This is a genomic window from Streptomyces sp. NPDC034037 (assembly GCF_055575715.1).
In genome coordinates this window covers 819,485-840,655 of sequence record NZ_JBVISC010000002.1, presented here as the reverse complement: position 1 = coordinate 840,655, position 21,171 = coordinate 819,485, and the positions used below count along the sequence as shown (strand labels likewise).

The window sequence follows — 21,171 nt, the reverse complement described above, 5'->3', positions numbered from 1 at the left end:
CTGTCGCACCGGAGTTCACCGGTGTACCTTCCGCGCCATGCCGATACGCGCGCGACGCACCCGCCTCCTGTGGAGAACGCTGCTCACGGCGGCCCTGGCCGCCCTGCTGGCCACACTGATGTCCCCGGTCGCGGCGCAGTCGGCCGCCGGCGCCCCGCGCGCACCCGGCGAGGCACCCCGCCGCGCGGGCGAGAGCAGGCCCGTGTACTCGTACGAGAACGCGATACGCGAGTCCGTATGGGTCGACACCGGGATCGACGGCGACGCGAACGGCCGGACCGACCGCGTCGCCGTCGACGTCGTCCGCCCCCGCGAACTCGACCGCACCGGCCGCCGCATACCGGTGATCATGGACGCCAGCCCGTACTACGCCTGCTGCGGCCGCGGCAACGAGGGCCAGAAGAAGACGTACGACGAGAACGGCGACCCCGTCCGCTTCCCGCTCTACTACGACAACTACTTCGTGCCCCGCGGCTACGGCTATGTCGCCGTCGACCTCACCGGCACGAACCGCTCCGACGGCTGTGTCGACATCGGCGGCCGCTCCGACGTCCAGTCGGCCAAGGCGGTCGTCGACTGGCTCAACGGCCGCGCCCGCGGCTACACGAACCGCACCGGCGAGAAACGCGCCCGCGCCTCCTGGACCAACGGCAGAACGGGCATGATCGGCAAGAGCTACGACGGCACCATCGCGAACGCCGTCGCCGCCACCGGCGTCAAGGGCCTGAAGACGATCGTGCCCATCGGCGCCATCTCCTCCTGGTACGACTACTACTTCGCCAAGGGGGCCCCGCTCTACGGCAGCGGCCCCGACGGCCTCGCGAGGGCCGTGGAGAGTCCCGAGGCCGGCGCCCGCTGCGCCGCCGCCCATCAGCGGCTGATCGACGGAGCGCCCCGCAGCGGCGACTGGACCCGCCTGTGGGACGAGCGCGACCACGTCCCCGACGCGGACCACGTACGGGCCAGCGTCTTCGCCGTGCACGGCATGCAGGACCTGAACGTGCGCACCAAGCACTTCGGCCAGTGGTGGGACGCGCTCGCCGAGAACGGCGTGGACCGCAAGGTCTGGCTCAGCCAGGCCGGCCACGTCGACCCCTTCGACTTCCGCAGGGCCCACTGGGTGCGCACCCTGCACCGCTGGTTCGACCACGAACTCCTCGGCCGCGACAACGGCGTCGACCGCGAACCGATGGCCGACATCGAGCGGACCCCCGACCACTGGACCACCGACCGCGTATGGCCCCCGCGCGGCACCGCCACCGCCACGCTGCGCCCCGCGAAGGGCGCCGCACCCGGCGTCGGCACGCTCGGCCCGCGCCCCGGCAGGGGCACGGAGACCTTCACCGACGACCCGGGGCTGAGCGAGACCGACTGGGCCGAGCGGATCCACGCCTCCACGCCCGCGAAGGCCGGGTTCGTCAGCCGGCCGCTGAGCCGTGACCTGCGCCTGTCCGGCTCATCGAAGGTGACCGTCACCGCCACCCCGACGGCCCGCACCGCCCACCTCTCCGCGGTCCTGGTCGACCTCGGCCCCGCCACCATCCGGGACTACGCCGACGTGGCGGAGGGCATCACCACGCTCCCCGCACGCACCTGCTGGGGCGCGAGCACCACCGGCGACAGTTCCTGCTTCAAGGAGACGAGGGCGAAGACCGCCGACGTCGACTACACGATCTTCAGCCGCGGCTGGGCCGACCTCGGCAACTGGGCGGACGCCCGGCACGGCCGCCCGCTCACCCCGGGCAAGCCCCACACCATCACCCTCGACCTCGCCGCGAGCGACCACGTCGTCCCCGAGGGCCACCGCCTCGCGCTGATCGTCGCGGGCACCGACAAGGGCCTCATCGAACGCCCCGCCGACACCCCGACGCTCACCCTCGACCTGGCCCGCACCTTCGCCGAGCTGCCGCTGGTGGGCGGCGCGAAGGCGTTCACCACCGCCGCGTCCGCCACCCCCCGCGCACCCCGTCTCGACGGCGTGGCCCCGCCGCGTCCGCTCAACCCGCTCCCGGGAGGCAGTACTTCATGACACCGCGCATCCGCACCCTGGCGCTGTCCTGCGCCGCCGTCGCCCTCGCCGCACCGCTCCTGACGGCACCCGCCCAGGCGACCCCGAAGCCGCCGCGCACCGGGTTCGAGGAGAGCGACGGCGCCCGCTGGACCACCCAGCCCGAGGAGCAACGGCTCCTGGCCGCCGTGGACAAGGCGAGCAAGCGGGTCCGCGTCTCCCGCATAGGCACCACCGGGCAGGGCCGCCCCCTCCAACTGGTCCGCGTCGGCGAACGCCCCACGAAGAGCGTCGTCCTGCTGATCTGCAGCCAGCACGGCGACGAACCCGCGGGCCGCGAGGCCTGCCTGTCGACCATCCGCGACCTCGCCCACACGAAGGACGACAGGACCCGGCGCTTCCTGGCCCGCACCACGCTCCTGTTCGTGCCCACGGCCAACCCGGACGGCCGCGCCGCCGACACCCGCGGCAACGCCGACGGCGTCGACATCAACCGCGACCACATCGCCCTGAAGACCGCCGAGGGCCGCGCCCTGGCCGCCGTCATCCGCGACCACCGGCCCGACGTCATCTACGACCTGCACGAGTACGGCGCCACCCCCAAGTACTACGACAAGGACCTCTTCGACCTCTGGCCGCGCAACCTCAACACCGACGAGGCGGTGCACGAAGAGGCCCAGACCCTGTCGAAGGCGTACGTACGACCGGCCGCCGAGGCCGCCGGACACACCACGGGCACCTACGGCATCTGGACCGACCCCGTCACCGGGGATCCCGTCAAGCAGACGGCGGGCGACGGGCAAGAACGCATCCTGCGCAACATCTCCGGCATCAAGCACGCGGCGGGCCTGCTCATCGAGAGCCGCGTCGACCCTCTCACGGAGGCGGAGAAGAATGACGCGGCGCTGAACAACCGCCGCCGCGTGAAGTCCCAAACCGCCGCCCTCGAAGGCCTCTTCGCCTTCTCCGACGAGCGGCGCGGCCGCCTGGAGCGCGCCACCGACGCCGCCCGCGCCGAGGGGCTGCGCGACCGCGGCCCGGTCTACCTCGGCGGCGCCGACAACGACCCCGCCGAACCGTCCGAAGTCATCCAGGACCCGCCCTGCGGCTACCGCCTGGACGCCGGACAGTACGCGGACATCAAGGACGAACTGGCCCTGCACGGCGTGACGGTGGAGCGCCGCAAGTCCGGCGCCCACGTCCCGCTGCGGCAGTCGGCGCGGGCCCTCGTGCCGCTCCTGCTCGACGAGCGCGCGCCGTATCACATGGTCACAGCTCGGCCCGACATGGACTGTTGAGCGCCTGAGACGCCCGTCACATGTGGTAGGGGGTATCGGAGAACAAAGTTCTGACTCATTCGACCCCCTTGAAAGGTGTCACCTGTGACGCAGGATCAGCGACAAGCGGACGACGGGGGAGGGTCCAAGGAGATCATGGCGCCCGCCCCCGGCGGCCGGTCCCCGCACACGGACCGGGTGGTGTTCGGCGTGACCGCCGTGCTCACCCTCGCGTTCGTGGTCTGGGGCGCGGTGGCGACGGACTCGCTCAAGAACGTCACCACGGACATGCTCGACGGCCTGATGCACAACGGCGGCTGGTTCTTCATGCTGACCGCCACCGGGTTCGTGGTCTTCGCGCTCTGGCTCGCCGTCAGCCGGTACGGGAAGATCACCCTCGGCAAGGAGGGCGAGGAACCGGAGTTCCGCACCGTCTCCTGGGTCGCCATGATGTTCAGCGCCGGCATGGGCATCGGCCTGATGTTCTACGGGGTGAGCGAGCCCCTGGCCCACTTCACCGCACCGCCGCCGGGCACCGACCCGGCCGACTCGGCCGCGGCGATGGAGACCTCCATGGCCACGACCCTCTTCCACTGGACGCTCCACCCCTGGGCCATCTACGCGGTGGTGGGCCTCGCCATCGCCTACAGCACGTTCCGGCGCAACCGCCGCCAGACCATCAGCGCCGTCTTCGAACCGCTCATCGGCAAGAAGCACGCCCACGGCACCTGGGGCCGGGTCATCGACATCCTGGCCATCTTCGCCACCCTCTTCGGCTCGGCCGCCTCCCTCGGCCTCGGCGCCCTGCAGATCGGCAGCGGCATCGAGGTGCTGGACTGGATGGACGACGCCGGCACCGGACTGCTCGTCGTGATCATCGGCGTGCTGACCCTGGCCTTCGTGGCGTCCGCCGTCTCCGGTGTGGAGAAGGGCGTCCAGTGGCTGTCCAACATCAACATGGTGCTCGCGCTGCTGCTCGTGGTGTTCGTCTTCATCGCGGGCCCGACCGTCATCATGCTCGACATGCTGCCGACGTCCCTCGGCGCCTACCTCGACGACCTGCCCCAGCTGATCGGCCGCACCGAGGCCTCCAGCGGCAAGGGCGTCGCGGACTGGCTGAGCGGCTGGACGGTCTTCTACTGGGCCTGGTGGATCTCCTGGACGCCCTTCGTCGGCATGTTCATCGCCCGCATCAGCCGCGGCCGTACGATCCGTCAGTTCGTCGGCGGCGTCATCCTCGTGCCGAGCACGGTCAGCCTCATCTGGTTCGCGGTCTTCGGCGGCAGCGCCATGACCGTCGCGGACCGGGGCGGCCTCAAGGGCGAGACGACACCGGAGGCGCAGCTCTTCGGGCTGCTCCACGAGTACCCGATCGCGACCGTCACCAGCCTTCTCGTGATGCTCCTCGTGGGCATCTTCTTCGTGTCGGGCGCCGACGCCGCGTCGATCGTCATGGGCACGCTCTCCCAGCGGGGAGCGCTCGAACCCGGCCGGTTCGTCGTGATCTTCTGGGGCATCGTGACCGGTGCCGTGGCGGCGATCATGCTGCTCATCGGCGACGGCTCGGACGACGCGCTCACCGGCCTGCGCAACCTCACGATCCTGGTAGCCGCGCCCTTCACGCTCGTGATGATCGGCATGTGCGTCTCCCTCATGAAGGACCTGCGCCACGACCCGCTGATCGTGCGCGGGGAGCACGGCACGGAAGCCGTCGAGAAGGCCGTGATCGCGGGCCACGAGCAGTACGACGGCGAGTTCGAGATCCGCATCGGCCCCGCCCAGAACGACGGCGAGGACCTGGCGGACGACGACGACCCGGCCCGCACCCGCTGACCCGGCCCCGGGAGCGGCCCACATCGGACGTGCCGCCCCGGGCCCTCACCGGCGTCCGGCGCCCTCGGCACGGGTACGCCCCCGACCACGCGTACGCAGCGATCCGCGTCCCGGGTGGCCCGGGGCACGGCGCCACCGCCCCGGCCGACGAAACGGGGCCATGCCGTGCTCACATCACCTCTCGGGTGGGGGTACCCACCGCATGTCTGCCCGGTACGCGACTCTCGCCCTGGCACCGGCGTCCTGGTCGCCCCCACCGCCGCCCGCTGGACCGACCGGCACCCTGCGGGGCCGCACCGGCCCGCCCGTAGGATGACCCCCTGATGACCGCAACCCTCGTCGCCAAAGACCTCACCGCCGCCCACGGCGACCGCACCCTCTTCGCCGCCCTGGACCTGGTCGTCGCCCCCGGCGACGTCATCGGCCTCGTCGGTGCCAACGGCGCCGGCAAGTCCACCCTCCTGCGGCTGCTCGCGGGCCTGGACACCCCCGAGGGAGGCGAGCTGCGGCTTTCGCCCCCGTCCGCCTCCGTCGGCCACCTGCCCCAGGAGCCGGACCGCCGCCCCGGCGAGTCGATCCGCGCGTTCCTGGCCCGCCGCACCGGCGTCGCCGAGGCCCAGCGCGTCCTGGACGAGGCCACCCAGGCCCTGGTCGACGGCGCCCCGGGAGCCGACGACGCCTACGCGGACAGCCTGGAGCGCTGGCTGGCCCTCGGCGGCGCCGACCTGGACGAGCGCGCCGAGGAGGTCACCGAGGACCTGGGCCTGACCGTCGGCCTGGACCAGGAGATGACCTCCCTCTCCGGAGGCCAGGCGGCCCGCGCCGGCCTCGCCTCCCTCCTCCTGTCCCGCTACGACGTCTTCCTCCTGGACGAGCCCACCAACGACCTCGACCTGGCGGGGCTGGAGCGCCTGGAGAGCTTCGTCAGGGGCCTGCGCGCCGGCACGGTCGTGGTCAGCCACGACCGCGAGTTCCTCAGCCGCACGGTCACCAAGGTCCTCGAACTCGACCTGGTCCAGCAGCAGATCAACCTCTACGGCGGCGGCTACGACGCGTACCTGGAGGAGCGCGAGGTGGCCCGCAAGCACGCCCGCGACGACTACGACGAGTACGCGGACAAGAAGGCGGCGCTCCAGGGCCGCGCCCAGATGCAGCGCTCCTGGGCCGACAAGGGCGTCAAGAACGCCCGCCGCAAGGCCGCCAAGGCGGGCGGCGGCGACAACGACAAGATCGGCCGCAACTTCCGCGCCGACGCCAGCGAGAAGCAGGCCGCCAAGGCCCGCCAGACGCAGCGCATGATCGAGCGCCTGGACGTCGTCGAGGAGCCCCGCAAGGAGTGGGAGCTGCGCATGGAGATCGCGGCGGCGCCCCGCTCGGGCGCGGTCGTGGCGAGCCTGCGCGAGGCGCGGGTGCGCCGGGGCGACTTCACCCTCGGGCCCGTCACGCTCCAGATCGACTGGGCCGACCGCGTCGCGATCACCGGCGCGAACGGCTCGGGCAAGTCGACGCTGCTCGGCGCCCTCCTGGGGCGCGTCCCGGTGGACACGGGCCACGCGGCCCTCGGCTCGGGCGTCCTCGTCGGCGAGGTGGACCAGGCCCGCGCCCTCTTCCACGGCGAGGAGTCCCTGCTCGACGCGTTCTGCGCGGCGGTACCGGACACCGAACCCGCCGAAGTCCGCACGCTGCTGGCCAAGTTCGGCCTGAAGGCGGAGCACGTGCTGCGCCCCGCGGCGACGCTCTCACCCGGCGAGCGCACCCGCGCGGCCCTCGCACTGCTCCAGGGCAGGGGCGTCAACCTCCTGGTCCTGGACGAGCCGACGAACCACCTCGACCTGCCCGCGATCGAGCAGCTGGAGGCGGCCCTGGAGTCCTACGAGGGCACGCTGCTGCTGGTCACGCACGACCGCAGGATGCTGGACGCGGTCAGCGTGACGCGCCGCCTGGAGGTGGCGGAGGGCGAAGTGACCGAGCTGTCGCTCTGACCTCCGCCCCGCCGCGCCCTCGTCAGCCCCGCTTCGGATCGACCAGACCGGCCCGCCGCAGCGCCTCGGCCATCGCGTCGTTGGCGGGCGGCGGGCCCTGCCGCTGCGGCTTCTGCCCGCGCCGGCCCTGACCGCCCTGCCCCTGACCTCCCTGACCGGCCGGTCCCTGGCGCCGCTGCTGCGGCGGGCGCCCGCCGCGCTTGGGCCGCTCCGCGCCCGCCTCGCCCGAGGGGGCCGCCTCGTCGTCGAGGCGGAGCGTCAGCGAGATCCGCTTGCGCGGGATGTCGACGTCCATGACCTTCACCCTGACGATGTCGCCGGGCTTGACCACGTCCCGCGGGTCCTTGACGAAGGTCTCGGACATCGCCGAGACGTGCACCAGACCGTCCTGGTGCACCCCCACGTCCACGAAGGCACCGAACGCGGCCACGTTCGTCACGACGCCTTCGAGGATCATCCCCGGGGCCAGGTCGGAGATCTTCTCCACGCCGTCCTTGAAGGTCGCCGTCCTGAAGGCGGGACGCGGGTCGCGCCCGGGCTTCTCCAGCTCCCTCAGGATGTCGGTGACCGTGGGCAGACCGAAGACCTCGTCCACGAAGTCGTCCGGCCGCAGCGACCGCAGCGTCGCCGTGTCGCCGATCAGCGAGGAGACCTGAGCGCCCGCCGACTTCGCCATCTTGCGCACCACCGGATACGCCTCCGGGTGCACGCTGGAGGCGTCCAGCGGGTCGTCGCCGCCACGGATGCGCAGGAAGCCCGCGCACTGCTCGTACGCCTTCGGGCCGAGGCGGGGCACGTCCTTGAGGGCCTTGCGGCTCTTGAAGGGGCCGTTCGCGTCGCGGTGCGCCACGATGTTCTCCGCGAGGCCCGCGCCGATGCCGGAGACCCGGGCGAGCAGCGGGGCGGAGGCGGTGTTCACGTCCACGCCGACGCCGTTCACGCAGTCCTCCACGACGGCGTCCAGCGAACGCGACAGCTTCACCTCCGACAGGTCGTGCTGGTACTGGCCGACGCCGATCGACTTCGGGTCGATCTTCACCAGCTCCGCCAGCGGGTCCTGGAGCCGCCGCGCGATGGAGACCGCGCCGCGGATCGACACGTCGAGGTCCGGCAGCTCCTGAGAGGCGAACGCCGAGGCGGAGTACACCGAGGCGCCGGCCTCGGAGACCATCACCTTGGTGAGGTTCAACTCCGGGTGCTTCTCGATGAGTTCGGCGGCGAGCTTGTCGGTCTCGCGCGAGGCCGTGCCGTTGCCGACGGCGATCAGGTCGACCGCGTGCTTCCTGGCGAGCCCGGCGAGCGTCGCCAGCGACTGGTCCCACTTGTTCGCCGGGACGTGCGGGTGGATCGTGTCGGTCGCGACGACCTTGCCGGTGGCGTCCACGACGGCGACCTTCACGCCGGTACGGAACCCGGGGTCGAGGCCCAGCGTCGCGCGCGTGCCCGCGGGCGCCGCGAGCAGCAGGTCGCGCAGGTTGGCCGCGAAGACCCGCACCGCCTCGTCCTCGGCGGCCGTACGCAGTCGCAGCCGCAGGTCGATGCCGAGGTGGACGAGGATGCGGGTCCGCCAGGACCAGCGCACGGTGTCCTGGAGCCACTTGTCGCCGGGGCGGCCCCGGTCGGCGACGCCGAAGCGCCGGGCGATCATCCCCTCGTACGAGGAAGGGCCCTCCACGGGCTCCTCGGGCTCCAGGACGAGATCGAGGACCTCCTCCTTCTCGCCGCGCAGCATGGCGAGCACACGGTGCGAGGGCAGCTCCTTGAAGGGCTCCGCGAAGTCGAAGTAGTCGGCGAACTTGGCGCCCGCCTCCTCCTTGCCCTCCCGGACCTTGGCGACGAGCCGGCCGCGCACCCACATGCGCTCCCGCAGCTCACCGATGAGGTCGGCGTCCTCCGCGAACCGCTCGGCGAGGATCGCGCGCGCTCCGTCGAGGGCGGCCTGCGGGTCGGCCACGCCCTTGCCGGCGTCCACGAACGCGGCGGCGGCCGCCTTCGGCTCCACGGCCGGGTCCGCGAGCAGCCCGTCGGCCAGCGGCTCCAGGCCCGCCTCCCGGGCGATCTGTGCCTTGGTGCGCCGCTTCGGCTTGAACGGCAGGTAGATGTCCTCCAGGCGCGCCTTGGTGTCGGCCTCGCGGATGCGGGCCTCCAGGTCGGTGGTGAGCTTGCCCTGCTCACGGACCGAGTCGAGGATCGCCGCGCGCCGGTCCTCCAGTTCGCGCAGATAGCGCAGCCGCTCCTCGAGCGCGCGCAGCTGCGCGTCGTCGAGCATCTCGGTCGCTTCCTTGCGGTAGCGCGCGATGAAGGGCACCGTCGAACCGCCGTCGAGCAGGTCGACGGCGGCCTTCACCTGCCGCTCCCGTACGCCGAGCTCCTCGGCGATCCTGCCTTCGATGGACGAGGGAGTGGACGTCTTCAAAGCTGCCACGTTCCGGTACCGCCTTCTCGCTGGGGTTGCCGGGCAATTGTGGCAGGTGGCACCGACGACGGGGGGCGGACCCGGCGGGCCCGACCCTTGAGACCGGCAAACCCCTGCCGGTCCCAGCGCGGTCCCAGCCCGGTCTCAGCCCTTGCCGACCAGATCCGCCGGGAACGCGCCGGCCTCCAGCGCCGTGCCGATGAACGCGGTGCCCAGCTCCGTCAGCCGCTCGACGCCCGCCACGCCCAGGTGCTCATAGGGCGCCCGGTCCAGGCGGTCCGTCTCGGCCTCGACCTCCCGGCGCAGCGCCACGCCCGCCTCGGTCAACTCGCCCTCGCCGTCCAGCAGTCCGCGCCCGCGCAGCCGCTCCACGGCCGCGTCCCACTCCTGCCGGTTCCAGCCGCGGGTGGCCAGGACCCACTTGGGGGCGGTGCCCTTGCCGGTGGCGGTGTGGGTCACCATCGCCTCCAGGCCGTCGAGTCCGGCGCCGAGCAGCACGGTCAGGTGCCCGTCGCCGCGGTGCTCGCGCAGCAGCGTCGCCGCGTGCCAGTACGCGAGGTGCGGCTCCTCGGGCACCGGCAGGTCGGCGTGCGCGGAGTACAGGGGCCGCGCGGCGCGGGAGCAGGCCTCGGTGGCGCGCAGCGCCAGACGGGCGGCTTCCGCCATCTCCGGCGAGGCGACCGCGTCGTCGCCGAGCAACCTGCGCAGGGTCGCGTCGACACCGCGCAGCCGGGCCGCGAGGACCTCCGCGGGGGAGGCGGTGTCCCAGATCCTCGGCACGTGCGCCGCGACCAGCTCGTACTTGTAGTTGTAGAAGGTGGCGGCGACCGTGCCCGCGCCGACGGCCCCGAGCGCCGCCGCGCGCACCGCGAAGTTCACGGCGGCGGAGTGGGTGATCCCGAGCCCCGCCAGCTCCCGCGTGACGTCCGGCGAGAAGTAGTGCGACGAGTGCGTGGCGTTCAGCACGGTGTGGCAGCGGCGCCCGGCGCGCGGGTGGAGCGCGGGGGCCGGGGACGAGGGCGTCGTAGAGGTCATGGCAACAGGTTACCTACTGGTTGGTATGTGAGGGGAAAACCTTCCGTCCCACGACCTCCCACCACCTGTGACCAGGCCCGGCGCCCCCAGGGGGGCTCCGGCTCACCCGGTCGGGGCGCTCCACGTGAAGCGGGGCTGCCTGCGCTCCAGGAAGGCGGCGACGCCCTCGGCCGTGTCGCCGCCGAGGCGCGCCTGCTCCGTCCAGTGGGCGTCCCGGTCCGTGCGTCCCGCGGCGAACTCCTTGGCCGCGGCCTGCGTCAGCTGGGAGCGCGTGGCGAGGACGCGGGCGAAGTCGGCGACCCGCGCGTCCAGGCCGCCGGCGGGCAGCACCTCGTCGACGAGACCGGTCCGCAGGGCCCGCTCCGCGCCGATCAACTCGCCCGAGAAGAGCAGGTACTTGGCGGTGGCGGGCCCCACCAGCGAGACCAGGCGCCGGGTGGACGAGGAGGGGTAGACGATGCCGAGCTTCGCGGGCGTGACCCCGAACGAGGCGCCCTCGTCCGCGAACCGCAGATCGCACGCCCCCGCCAGCTGGCAGCCACCGCCCACACAGAAGCCCCGCACCGCGGCGAGCGTCGGCTTGGGGAAGGCCGCGAGCGCCTCCTCGGCCCGCACCGCCAGCTCCTGCGCCCCCTCGGCCGACCCGCGCAGCGAGGAGATGTCGGCGCCCGCGCAGAAGGTGGCGCCCTCACCGGTCAGCACGAGCACCCGCACGCCCGGGTCGGCGCTGAGCCCCGACAGGAGCGGCGGCACCTGGCGCCACATGTCCGCGGTCATGGCGTTGCGCTTGGCCGGGTGAGCGATGACGACGGTGGCGACGCCGTCGGTGACGGTGTGCCTCAGCTGCGGCTCCATGCGCCGGATGCTATCCGCACCCCTCGAACGTAAGATCAAGAAGGGGGTCGCCGAGCGAGAGGGAGACCCTGATGTTCCGACGTAGGGGCACCACATCCGCGCGGCCCGGCAGCGCCGGGGCCCAGGGCGCCCGGGTCAGCCGCGGCTTCGGCTGGCTCGCGCTGCTGGGGGTGATCCTGGCCGTCGCCGGGATCGTCGGCCTCGTCTACACCGGCGTCGCCACCTTGACCTCCATGCTCCTGTTCGGCTGGCTCCTGCTGGTCGGCGGCATCGTCGGCCTGCTGCACGCCGTCCAGTCGCGGGGCAGCAGCTTCTTCTGGCTGGGCGTCGTGGTCGCCGCGCTGAACCTCGCCGCCGGCGTCGTGATCATCCGCAGGCCCGACGTGGCGGCGGAGGCGCTGACCATGTTCGCGGCGCTCCTCTTCCTGACCGGCGGGGTGTTCCGCCTGGTCGGCAGCCTCGTGGTGCGCGGCCCCCAGTTCGCCCTGACCCTGCTGCAAGGGGCCTTCGGTCTGCTCATCGGCGTTCTGGTGCTCGCCGAGTGGCCGAGCAGCAGCCAGTACGTCATCGGCTGCTTCTTCTCCCTGGCACTGCTCTTCGACGGTCTGGGACTGATCGCCACCGGCATCGGCGGCCGCCGCATCGTGAGTCTCGTACAACCTGAAGAAACCGGGAAGCGCGAACAAGGAGGACAGAATCAGTCGTACAACTGACGCTGTCATACGCCTTCGATCAAATCCCGTCATTAATCGCTGACTTCTGGTCAGTAGCGCGGTCCGGAGCTGTACGTTCCCAACACTCGACATGTGGTGACAATCGAGCGCGAGGGCGGCGACCGGACGATGGAGAACGACGGGAGGGGCCCCGGCCCACTCCCCGGCGGGGACGGGCAGGTGCCGTACGAAGGGGTGTGGCGCTTCACCGCCCCCGCCGTCGACGCCTCCGTCCCCCAGGCGCGGCACGCGGTGCGCGACCTGCTGGCCCGGCAGGGCGTACCGGCCTCGGACGACCTCATCCAGGGCCTGCTGCTCATCGTCTCGGAGCTGGTCACGAACGCGGTGCGGCACGCGGCCCTGCTCTCGCCGATGCTCGCGGTCGAGGTCGCGGTCGGCGCCGAATGGGTGCGGGTCTCCGTCGAGGACGACCATCCCTACCGGCCGACCGCGCTGGTGGCCGACCACGGGCAGACGGGCGGCCGGGGGCTGCTCATCGTCCGCGAGATCACCGAGGAGGCGGGCGGCGCCTGCGACGTGGAGCACACCGCGAGCGGGGGCAAGGTCATCTGGGCGGCGCTGCCCCTGAAGCCCGGCCACGGCCGCTGACGGGGCCCGTCCCGCCCGGCGGCGGACGCGGACGGGCCGGGCGGCTACCAGCCGGTGGCGGCCCCGGTCAGCTCCTTGATCGCGGGCCGTGCCGCGTCGAGCACCGTCATGAACCACGCGGAGAACGGCGCCTCCTCGTGCCGGGCCGTCAGCTCCTCGGCCGTCACGAACGCGGTCCGGCCGACCTCGGAGGGGTCCGGGCGCAGCGGTGACTGCACCATCCCCACGAAGAGGTGGTTGTACTCCTGCTCCACCAGGCCCGACGCCGGGTCCGGGTGGTTGTAGCGCACGGTGCCCGCCTCGGCGAGCAGCGACGGCGAGACACCCAGCTCCTCGTACGTGCGCCGGGCGGCCGCGGCGAACGGCGCCTCGCCCGGGTAGGGGTGGCCGCAGCAGGTGTTCGACCAGACGCCGGGGGAGTGGTACTTGCCGGACGCGCGCTGCTGGATCAGCAGCCGGCCCTGTTCGTCGAAGAGGAAAACGGAGAACGCCCGGTGCAGCTGCCCGGGCGCCTGGTGCGCGGAGAGTTTCTCCGCTGTGCCGATCGTCCTGCCGTCCTCGTCGACGAGTTCGAGCAAGATCTCTTCTCCGGTGCCGTTCCCGTTCGACGAGGTGTTCGCCGCGGTGGCAGGTGTGATCGGCATACTCATCCTTCGCTTCGGTTCGAGCCTCAAGTCTGCCGTACCCGTTGGACACTCCAGGCACTCCAGGACCCGCATGTCCCGGCGCGCGGATGCACGCCGGGACATGCGGGCGGACGCCCTCGTCGGCACGAGCCGCCCGCCCCGGTCAGTGGCAGAGCTTCAGCTCGTGCTCCGCGTGGCCGCTCGGCTCCAGCTGGAACGTGCAGTGCTCCACGTCGAAGTGGTCGCCCAGGCAGCCCTGCAACTCGTGCAGCATCTTCTCGTGGCCGATCGAGTCCAGGGTGTCGGAGCCGACGACGACATGTGCGCTGAGCACGGGCATGCCCGAGGTGATCGTCCAGGCGTGCAGGTCGTGGACGTCCTCGACGCCGGGCAGGTCGAGGATGTGGGCCCGCACCTCGGCCATGTCGACGCCCGGGGGCGCCGACTCCAGCAGGACGTTCAAGGTCTCCTTCAAGAGCTTGACCGTGCGCGGGACGATCATGACGCCGATGACGAGCGAGGCGATCGGGTCCGCCGCCTGCCAGCCGGTGAGCATGATCACGGTCGCCGAGGCGATGACCGTGACCGAGCCGAGGGTGTCCGCCACCACCTCCAGGAAGGCGCCGCGCACATTGAGGCTGTCCTTCTGGCCGCGCATCAGCAGCGCCAGCGAGACCATGTTCGCGACCAGGCCGAAGGCGCCGAAGAAGACGGTCAGGGAGCCCTGCGTCTGGGCCGGGGTGATGAACCGCTCGACCGCCTCGTACAGCACGTAGCCGCCCACGCCGAGCAGCAGCAGGCAGTTGGCGAGCGCGGCGAGTATCTCGGCGCGGGCGTAACCGAAGGTGCGGTTCTGCGTGGGCGCTCTGTTCGCGAAGTGGATGGCGAGCAGAGCCATGCCGAGGCCCAGGGCGTCGGTCGCCATATGCGTCGCGTCCGCGATGAGCGCGAGTGAATCCGCCATGAGGCCACCGACGATCTGGGCGCACATCACCGTGACGGTGATGGCGAGCGCCGCCCGCAGCCGCCCCTTGTAGGCATGGGCCGCCGTACCCGTCGTCGGTGCGCCGTGCGTATGTCCGTGATCGTGCCCAGCCCCCATGGAGCCCGCCTCCCGCATCGGTCCTCGGTCTGCTGTCCGGTCGTCGCGCGACCACAGTCAACTACGGGTGGGGGGTATCTGGCAACGCGGCACTGAACACCGTTGTCATCTGCCCTGACCTGCGAAAATGGCAACGATTGCCGTCAAGGGAAGGGGCGCAGGTCAGGGCTCCGCGACGATCAGGCGCGGCGCGCTTCGGGGTGGTGCAGACACCATCCCGCCCACGCCGACTCGACCATCTCGCGCACCCCGAGCCGGGCCGTCCAGCCCAGCTCCCGCGCGGCCAGCCGCGCGTCGGCCACGGCCCGCGGCGCGTCACCGGCGCGCGCCGGCTCGACGAGCGCCGGCCGCCGGTCGCCGCTCACCTCACCGATCAGGTCGATCAGTTCCCGTACGGAAACACCCTCGCCGCGGCCGATGTTCACCGTCAGATCGCCCGTCGCGCCCTCCGTGAGCCGCCGGGCCGCCGCCAGGTGGGCCTCGGCGAGATCGGAGACGTGGACGTAGTCGCGTACGCAGGTGCCGTCGGGAGTGGGGTGGGTGTCGCCGAAGACGCGGGGCGCCTCGTCGCGGGTGAGACGGTCGAAGACCATCGGGATCACGTTGAAGACACCGGTGTCCGCCAGTTCGGGGGCGGCGGCGCCCGCCACGTTGAAGTAGCGCAGGCACACCGTCGCGATGCCGTGCGCCCGCCCGGCCGCGCGCACCAGCCACTCCCCGGCGAGCTTCGTCTCGCCGTAGGGGCTGACCGGGGTGCACTGGGTGTCCTCGCCGATCAGCTCCACATCCGGCGGGTTGCCGTACACCGCCGCCGACGAGGAGAACACGAACCGCCGCACCCCCGCCTCGGCCACCGCGTCGAGCAGCGTCACCAGGCCGCCCACGTTCTCCCGGTAGTAGCGCAGCGGCTGCTCCACCGACTCCCCGACCTGCTTGCGGGCCGCGAGGTGGACCACCCCCGTCACGGCGTGCTCGGCGAGGACGCGGCGCAGCAGATCGCCGTCCAGCGAGGAGCCCTTGATGAGGGGCAGACCCGCGGGGAGCCGCTGCGGCACCCCCGAGGAGATGTCGTCCAGTACGACGACGTCCTCGCCGGCGCTGGTCATGACCCGCGCCACGTGTGCCCCGATATATCCGGCTCCGCCGGTGATCAGCCATGTCATGGGCGCCCACCCTAAGGGGCCGGGCCACCCGTCCCTAAGCGAGCCCTATGCGGGCAAGCCGGGCACCGGACGGGCGCGGTTTGGAGGGGCGGGCCCCCATCCACCATGATGATCGTGCGGGCCCAGGCCCTGGCAGGCCGCCCTTATCGGGGCGTGAACGGGTGGTGAACGCCCGCTTCCCATCATCCGATAGCCTCTGCCGACGTGCCGCCCGGCCGCCCAGGCCAGGGGCGCCCCCCCTTACGCACGTGCCCGGCGCCAGCCGTGCCGGGAATCAAGGAGTGAGTTCGTCTGTCGACCGCCATCGTCACCGGTCAGCCGGTCCCCGGGTCGCCGCTCGAAGGCGATCTGCGGTCCCTCGGCTTCGACGTGCGGGTCGCCTCCGACGCTGCGGACGCCGAGACGCTGCTCGCCGCCGTCCCGGGTGACCAGCGGGTCGCCGTCGTCGACGCCCGCTTCGTCGGACACGTCCACGCGCTGCGCCTCGGTCTCACCGACCCCCGCTTCACCGCCGCGGCGGTGCCCGGCGCCGTCACCGCCGGGCCACAGGCCCGCAAGGCCCTGACGCACGCGCTGCGCACGAGCGCCACCACCGGCGGCGTCCCGGCCTCGGAGGTGCTCCCGGACTCCCTCGCTGCCGCCATGGCGGCCGAGGCGACGGACGTGCACCGGCCCGAACTCGGCACCCTCGTCGCCACCGTGCCCACCGACCCCCAGACCCGCAACGAGGCGCGGCAGGCCGTCGCCGCCGTCGACGACGAGGCCGTGCGCCTGCGCACCGCGGTCAAGTCGCGGGACGGCTTCTTCACGACGTACGCCATCAGCCCGTACTCCCGCTACCTCGCCCGCTGGTGCGCACGCCGCGGCCTGACCCCGAACCAGGTCACCACCGCCTCGCTGCTCACCGCCCTGATCGCGGCGGGCTGCGCGGCGACCGGGACGCGCGGCGGCTTCGTCGCCGCCGGCCTGCTGCTGATCCTCTCCTTCGTCCTGGACTGCACCGATGGGCAGCTCGCCCGCTACTCCCTGCGGTACTCGACGCTCGGCGCCTGGCTCGACGCCACGTTCGACCGCGCCAAGGAGTACGCCTACTACGCGGGCCTCGCGCTCGGCGCCGCCCGTGGTGGAGACGACGTATGGGCGCTGGCGCTCGGCGCGATGGTGCTCCAGACCTGCCGGCACGTCGTGGACTTCTCCTTCAACGAGGCGAACCACGACGCGACGGCCAACACCAGCCCCACCGCGGCCCTCTCCGACAAGCTCGACAGCGTCGGGTGGACCGTCTGGGTACGCCGGATGATCGTGCTGCCCATCGGTGAGCGCTGGGCGCTGATCGCCGTGCTCACCGCGCTCACCACCCCGCGCATCACCCTCGTCGTGCTGCTCATCGGCTGCGCCCTCGCCGCCTGCTACACCACCGCCGGCCGCGTCCTGCGCTCGCTGACCCGCAAGGCCACCCGCACCGACCGTGCCGCGACGGCGCTCGCCGACCTCGCCGACAACGGCCCCCTCGCCTCGGCCTTCGCCGCCCTGCGGCCACGGGTGACCTGGCTGCGTCCCGCCCCGGTGCTCGCCTTCGTCGGCGGCGCCGTACTCGTCGGCGCGGCGCTGGCGGGCCCCTACGGCAGCCCCGTGGTCGTGGCCGCCGCCGCGCTGTACATCGCCCTGTCGGGGCTCGCCCTGATCATGCCCCTCAAGGCCGCCCTCGACTGGCTCGTCCCGCCGTTCTTCCGCGCCGCCGAATACGGCACGATCCTTGTCCTGGCGGCCAAGGCGGACGTGAACGGGGCGCTTCCGGCGGCTTTCGGACTGGTGGCCGCGGTCGCCTACCATCACTACGACACGGTGTACCGCATCAAGGGCGGCACCGGCGCGCCGCCGGCCTGGCTGGTGCGCGCGATCGGCGGCCAGGAGGGCAGGACCCTCGTGGTCGCGCTGGCGGCGGCTGTGCTGCCCGCCGCAGATTTCCCCGTCGCGCTCACGGCACTCGCCGTGGCCGTGGCACTCGTGGTGCTCGTCGAGAGCATCCGCTTCTGGGTCGCCGCAGAGAAACAGGGCGCACCCGCCGTACACGATGAAGGAGAACCCGCATGATCGGCCTCGTGCTGGCGGCCGGCGCCGGACGGCGTCTTCGCCCTTACACGGACACCCTGCCCAAGGCCCTGGTGCCCGTCGACGGCGACACCACCATCCTCGACCTGACGCTCGGCAACTTCGCCGAGATCGGCCTGACCGAGGTCGCGATCATCGTCGGCTACAAGAAGGAGGCCGTCTACGAGCGCAAGGCGGCCCTGGAGGCGAAGTACGGCCTCAAGCTCACCCTGATCGACAACGACAAGGCCGAGGAGTGGAACAACGCCTACTCCCTGTGGTGCGGCCGTGACGCCATCAAGCACGACGTGATCCTCGCCAACGGCGACACCGTGCACCCCGTCTCCGTCGAGAAGACGCTGCTCGCCGCCCGCGGCAACGGCCAGAAGATCATCCTTGCCCTCGACACGGTGAAGCAGCTCGCCGACGAGGAGATGAAGGTCATCGTCGACGACGCCAAGGGCGTCCAGCGCATCACCAAGCTGATGGACCCCTCCGAGGCCACCGGCGAGTACATCGGCGTCACCCTCATCGAGGGCTCCGCCGCCGACGAGCTGGCCGACGCCCTGAAGACCACCTTCGAGCGCGACCCCGACCTCTACTACGAGGACGGCTACCAGGAGCTGGTCAACCGCGGCTTCAAGGTGGACGTGGCCCCGATCGGTGACGTCAAGTGGGTCGAGATCGACAACCACGACGACCTCACCAAGGGCCGGGAGATCGCGTGCCAGTACTGACGAGGCTCATCCCCTCGCCGGTCGTCGTCGACATCCGGCCGGGGGCGCTCAACGACCTGGCCGGTGTCCTCGCCGACCAGCGGATCTGCTCGTCGACCGGCAAGCTCGCCATCGCCATCAGCGGTGGCTCCGGTGCGGTCCTGCGCGACCGCCTCATGCCGTCGCTGCCCGGCGCGGAGTGGTTCGAGGTGGGCGGCGGCACCCTCGATGACGCCATCAAGCTCGCCGACGCCATGAAGAAGGGCCGCTACGACGCGGTCGTGGGCCTCGGCGGCGGCAAGATCATCGACTGCGCCAAGTTCGCCGCGGCGCGCGTCGGCCTGCCGCTGGTCGCCGTCGCGACGAACCTGTCGCACGACGGCCTGTGCTCGCCCGTCGCGACCCTCGACAACGACGCGGGCCGCGGCTCGTACGGCGTGCCGAACCCCATCGCGGTCGTCATCGACCTCGATGTGATCCGGGAGGCGCCCGTCCGCTTCGTCCGCTCCGGCATCGGCGACGCCCTGTCCAACATCTCCGCGATCGCGGACTGGGAGCTGGCCGCCCGGGAGCGCGGCGAGGACATAGACGGCCTGGCGGCCGCCATGGCCCGCCAAGCGGGTGAGGCCGTCCTGCGCCACCCCGGCGGGGTCGGCGACGACGCCTTCCTCCAGGTCCTCGCCGAAGGCCTGGTCCTCACCGGCATCGCGATGTCCGTCTCGGGCGACTCCCGCCCGGCGTCCGGCGCCTGCCACGAGATCAACCACGCCTTCGACCTCCTCTACCCCAAGCGCGCCGCCAGCCACGGCGAGCAGTGCGGCCTCGGCGCGGCCTTCGCGATGCACCTGCGCGGTGCCCGCGAGGAGTCGGCGTACATGGCCTCGGTGCTGCGCCGCCACGGCCTGCCCGTGCTGCCGGAGGAGATCGGCTTCACCGTGGCGGAGTTCGTGAAGGTCGTGGAGTTCGCTCCGCAGACCCGCCCGGGCCGCTACACCATCCTGGAACACCTCGACCTGTCCACCGACCAGATCAGGGACGCATACGCCGACTATGCAAAAACCATCGGTAGCTGAGCTCCGCCCGGTCGTTCACCCCCCGGGGGTGAAGGACCGGCGCAGCGGCGAACACTGGGCCGGCCGGCTCTACATGCGCGAGGTGTCCCTGCGCATCGACCGGCACCTGGTGAACACGCGGGTCACGCCCAACCAGCTGACCTACGTGATGACCGTCGCCGGCGCCCTCGCCGCCCCGGCCCTGCTGGTGCCGGGGATCACGGGCGCCGTGCTCGGCGTGCTCGCGGTCCAGCTCTACCTGCTGCTCGACTGCGTCGACGGCGAGATCGCCCGCTGGAAGAAGCAGTACTCGATGGCCGGCGTCTACCTCGACCGGGTCGCCGCCTATCTGTGCGACGCCGCGGTCCTGGTCGGCTTCGGGCTGCGCGCCGCCGACCTGTGGGGCTCGGGGCGCATCGACTGGCTGTGGGCCTTCCTCGGCACCCTGGCCGCCCTCGGCGCGATCCTGATCAAGGCCGAGACCGACCTCGTCGGCGTCGCCCGCCACCAGACGGGCAAGGAGCCGGTCAAGGAGTCGGCGTCCGAGCCGCGCTCCTCCGGCATGGCGCTGGCCCGCAGGGCGGCCGCCGCGCTGAAGTTCCACCGGCTGATCCTCGGCGTCGAGGCGTCCTTGCTGATCCTGGCCCTCGCGATCGTGGACCAGGTCCGGGGCGACCTGTTCTTCTCGCGCGTCGGCGTCGCGGTCCTCGCGGGCATCGCGATGCTCCAGACCCTGCTCCACCTCGTGTCCATCCTCGTATCGAGCAGGTTGAAGTGAACACCCCGGCACATGAGCTGAAGGTCGGCGCCGTCATCATCACGATGGGCAACCGGCCGCAGGAGCTGCGCGCCCTCCTCGACTCGGTCGCCAAGCAGGACGGCGACCCGGTCGAGGTGGTCGTGGTCGGCAACGGCGCCCCCGTGCCGGACGTGCCCGACGGCGTCCGCACGGTCGAACTGCCCGAGAACCTCGGCATCCCCGGCGGCCGCAACGTCGGCATCGAGGCCTTCGGGCCCGGCGGTACCGACGTCGACGTCCTGCTCTTCCTGGACGACGACGGCCTGCTCGCCCACACGGACACGGCGCGGCTGTGCCGCGAGGCCTTCGCCGCCGACCCGCGGCTCGGCATCATCAGCTTCCGCATCGCCGACCCGGACACCGGTGAGACCCAGCGGCGCCACGTGCCGCGGCTGCGGGCCTCCGACCCGATGCGCTCCTCGCGCGTGACGACCTTCCTCGGCGGCGCCAACGCCGTCCGCACGAAGGTCATCGCCGAGGTCGGCCCGCTCCCCGGCGAGTTCTTCTACGCCCACGAGGAGACCGACCTCGCCTGGCGCGCCCTGGACGCCGGCTGGATGATCGACTACCGGTCCGACATGGTGCTCCTGCACCCCACGACCGCGCCCTCCCGGCACGCGGTCTACCACCGGATGGTCGCCCGCAACCGCGTCTGGCTGGCCCGCCGCAACCTCCCCGCGCCGCTGGTCCCCGTCTACCTCGGCGTCTGGATGCTGCTCACCCTCGCCCGGCGGCCCTCGGGGCCCGCGCTGAAGGCCTGGTTCGGCGGGTTCAAGGAGGGCTGGAGCACACCGTGCGGACCGCGCTCTCCCATGAAGTGGCGTACGGTGTGGCGGCTGACGCGACTGGGCCGACCTCCTGTCATCTGACAAGCTCGGATCTGAGAGCATCTGG

General features: G+C 72.2%; 17 protein-coding genes. 11 read left to right on the top strand and 6 right to left on the bottom strand.

Features of this window, described 5'->3' with window-relative positions:
- Positions 1 to 37: 37 nt before the first annotated feature.
- The 4 genes from ACZ516_RS09285 (at position 38) to ACZ516_RS09270 (ending at position 7,100) form a co-directional block, all read left to right on the top strand.
- Entirely contained in the window at positions 38 to 2,029 is a 1,992-nt protein-coding gene (locus ACZ516_RS09285) for a Xaa-Pro dipeptidyl-peptidase (RefSeq protein WP_469009332.1), read from the top strand.
- Positions 2,026 to 3,306, top strand: a complete 1,281-nt coding sequence (locus ACZ516_RS09280; protein ID WP_469009330.1) for a M14 family metallopeptidase — start codon at positions 2,026 to 2,028, stop codon at positions 3,304 to 3,306. Before ACZ516_RS09285 ends, ACZ516_RS09280 begins: the two co-directional genes overlap by 4 nt.
- A gap of 135 nt (positions 3,307 to 3,441) precedes the next feature.
- On the top strand, positions 3,442 to 5,118 hold the full coding sequence (locus ACZ516_RS09275; protein ID WP_358587110.1) for a BCCT family transporter: 1,677 nt from the start codon (positions 3,442 to 3,444) through the stop codon (positions 5,116 to 5,118).
- A gap of 323 nt (positions 5,119 to 5,441) precedes the next feature.
- Positions 5,442 to 7,100, top strand: coding sequence for an ABC-F family ATP-binding cassette domain-containing protein (locus ACZ516_RS09270; protein WP_361082359.1), 1,659 nt, complete (start codon positions 5,442 to 5,444; stop codon positions 7,098 to 7,100).
- 22 nt (positions 7,101 to 7,122) lie between these two features.
- On the opposite strand, the gene ACZ516_RS09265 is transcribed toward ACZ516_RS09270, so the two are convergent.
- The 3 genes from ACZ516_RS09265 to ACZ516_RS09255 all read right to left on the bottom strand — a co-directional run bounded on the left by ACZ516_RS09265 (position 7,123) and on the right by ACZ516_RS09255 (position 11,406).
- The gene (locus ACZ516_RS09265) at positions 7,123 to 9,525 is read right to left on the bottom strand and encodes a Tex family protein (protein WP_469009328.1); all 2,403 of its coding nucleotides are present in this window, start codon (positions 9,523 to 9,525) and stop codon (positions 7,123 to 7,125) included.
- A 135-nt stretch (positions 9,526 to 9,660) separates the two neighbouring features.
- Positions 9,661 to 10,551, bottom strand: coding sequence for an SCO6745 family protein (locus tag ACZ516_RS09260; protein ID WP_469009326.1), 891 nt, complete (start codon positions 10,549 to 10,551; stop codon positions 9,661 to 9,663).
- A gap of 102 nt (positions 10,552 to 10,653) precedes the next feature.
- Entirely contained in the window at positions 10,654 to 11,406 is a 753-nt protein-coding gene (locus ACZ516_RS09255; protein WP_469009325.1) for an enoyl-CoA hydratase/isomerase family protein, read from the bottom strand.
- Between the two features lie 71 nt (positions 11,407 to 11,477).
- On the opposite strand from ACZ516_RS09255, the gene ACZ516_RS09250 reads away from it, so the two are divergent.
- Together ACZ516_RS09250 and ACZ516_RS09245 are read left to right on the top strand one after the other, a co-directional pair.
- The gene (locus ACZ516_RS09250; RefSeq protein ID WP_469009323.1) at positions 11,478 to 12,119 is read left to right on the top strand and encodes an HdeD family acid-resistance protein; all 642 of its coding nucleotides are present in this window, start codon (positions 11,478 to 11,480) and stop codon (positions 12,117 to 12,119) included.
- 129 nt (positions 12,120 to 12,248) lie between these two features.
- The gene (locus ACZ516_RS09245) at positions 12,249 to 12,728 is read left to right on the top strand and encodes an ATP-binding protein (protein ID WP_358587111.1); all 480 of its coding nucleotides are present in this window, start codon (positions 12,249 to 12,251) and stop codon (positions 12,726 to 12,728) included.
- A gap of 44 nt (positions 12,729 to 12,772) precedes the next feature.
- On the opposite strand, the gene idi is transcribed toward ACZ516_RS09245, so the two are convergent.
- From idi to galE, 3 genes are all read right to left on the bottom strand, one after another.
- Entirely contained in the window at positions 12,773 to 13,372 is a 600-nt protein-coding gene (gene idi, locus ACZ516_RS09240) for an isopentenyl-diphosphate Delta-isomerase (protein ID WP_358587104.1), read from the bottom strand.
- A 145-nt stretch (positions 13,373 to 13,517) separates the two neighbouring features.
- Positions 13,518 to 14,456 carry a cation diffusion facilitator family transporter gene (locus tag ACZ516_RS09235; protein ID WP_469009322.1) on the bottom strand — a complete coding sequence of 313 codons (939 nt, stop codon included), beginning with the start codon at positions 14,454 to 14,456 and terminating at the stop codon, positions 13,518 to 13,520.
- Between the two features lie 179 nt (positions 14,457 to 14,635).
- The gene (gene galE, locus ACZ516_RS09230) at positions 14,636 to 15,619 is read right to left on the bottom strand and encodes a UDP-glucose 4-epimerase GalE (protein WP_469009321.1); all 984 of its coding nucleotides are present in this window, start codon (positions 15,617 to 15,619) and stop codon (positions 14,636 to 14,638) included.
- 291 nt (positions 15,620 to 15,910) lie between these two features.
- Between galE and ACZ516_RS09225 the strand changes: the two genes are divergently transcribed.
- Genes ACZ516_RS09225 through ACZ516_RS09205 form a run of 5 tightly spaced genes read left to right on the top strand, consistent with a single transcriptional unit; the run spans position 15,911 to position 21,146 of the window.
- Positions 15,911 to 17,713, top strand: a complete 1,803-nt coding sequence (locus tag ACZ516_RS09225; RefSeq protein WP_469009629.1) for a DUF5941 domain-containing protein — start codon at positions 15,911 to 15,913, stop codon at positions 17,711 to 17,713.
- On the top strand, positions 17,710 to 18,447 hold the full coding sequence (locus tag ACZ516_RS09220; protein ID WP_358577478.1) for a phosphocholine cytidylyltransferase family protein: 738 nt from the start codon (positions 17,710 to 17,712) through the stop codon (positions 18,445 to 18,447). Before ACZ516_RS09225 ends, ACZ516_RS09220 begins: the two co-directional genes overlap by 4 nt.
- Positions 18,435 to 19,499, top strand: a complete 1,065-nt coding sequence (locus tag ACZ516_RS09215; RefSeq protein WP_358577480.1) for an iron-containing alcohol dehydrogenase family protein — start codon at positions 18,435 to 18,437, stop codon at positions 19,497 to 19,499. Before ACZ516_RS09220 ends, ACZ516_RS09215 begins: the two co-directional genes overlap by 13 nt.
- Entirely contained in the window at positions 19,477 to 20,256 is a 780-nt protein-coding gene (locus tag ACZ516_RS09210; RefSeq protein ID WP_358577482.1) for a CDP-alcohol phosphatidyltransferase family protein, read from the top strand. The genes ACZ516_RS09215 and ACZ516_RS09210 overlap by 23 nt, the downstream gene beginning before the upstream one ends.
- Positions 20,257 to 20,273: 17 nt before the next feature.
- Positions 20,274 to 21,146: a glycosyltransferase family 2 protein gene (locus ACZ516_RS09205; RefSeq protein ID WP_358577687.1), complete on the top strand. Its 873-nt coding sequence runs from the start codon at positions 20,274 to 20,276 to the stop codon at positions 21,144 to 21,146.
- Positions 21,147 to 21,171 lie beyond the last annotated feature (25 nt).

What these genes read in the sequence shown, in the direction of transcription:
- ACZ516_RS09285 (WP_469009332.1), top strand. Translation starts at nt 38, where the DNA reads ATGCCGATACGCGCGCGACGCACCCGCCTCCTGTGGAGAACGCTGCTC.
- ACZ516_RS09280 (WP_469009330.1), top strand. Translation starts at nt 2,026, where the DNA reads ATGACACCGCGCATCCGCACCCTGGCGCTGTCCTGCGCCGCCGTCGCC.
- ACZ516_RS09275 (WP_358587110.1), top strand. Translation starts at nt 3,442, where the DNA reads ATGGCGCCCGCCCCCGGCGGCCGGTCCCCGCACACGGACCGGGTGGTG.
- ACZ516_RS09270 (WP_361082359.1), top strand. Translation starts at nt 5,442, where the DNA reads ATGACCGCAACCCTCGTCGCCAAAGACCTCACCGCCGCCCACGGCGAC.
- ACZ516_RS09260 (WP_469009326.1), bottom strand. Translation starts at nt 10,551, where the DNA reads ATGACCTCTACGACGCCCTCGTCCCCGGCCCCCGCGCTCCACCCGCGC.
- ACZ516_RS09255 (WP_469009325.1), bottom strand. Translation starts at nt 11,406, where the DNA reads ATGGAGCCGCAGCTGAGGCACACCGTCACCGACGGCGTCGCCACCGTC.
- ACZ516_RS09250 (WP_469009323.1), top strand. Translation starts at nt 11,478, where the DNA reads ATGTTCCGACGTAGGGGCACCACATCCGCGCGGCCCGGCAGCGCCGGG.
- ACZ516_RS09245 (WP_358587111.1), top strand. Translation starts at nt 12,249, where the DNA reads ATGGAGAACGACGGGAGGGGCCCCGGCCCACTCCCCGGCGGGGACGGG.
- idi (WP_358587104.1), bottom strand. Translation starts at nt 13,372, where the DNA reads ATGCCGATCACACCTGCCACCGCGGCGAACACCTCGTCGAACGGGAAC.
- ACZ516_RS09235 (WP_469009322.1), bottom strand. Translation starts at nt 14,456, where the DNA reads ATGGGGGCTGGGCACGATCACGGACATACGCACGGCGCACCGACGACG.
- galE (WP_469009321.1), bottom strand. Translation starts at nt 15,619, where the DNA reads ATGACATGGCTGATCACCGGCGGAGCCGGATATATCGGGGCACACGTG.
- ACZ516_RS09220 (WP_358577478.1), top strand. Translation starts at nt 17,710, where the DNA reads ATGATCGGCCTCGTGCTGGCGGCCGGCGCCGGACGGCGTCTTCGCCCT.
- ACZ516_RS09210 (WP_358577482.1), top strand. Translation starts at nt 19,477, where the DNA reads ATGCAAAAACCATCGGTAGCTGAGCTCCGCCCGGTCGTTCACCCCCCG.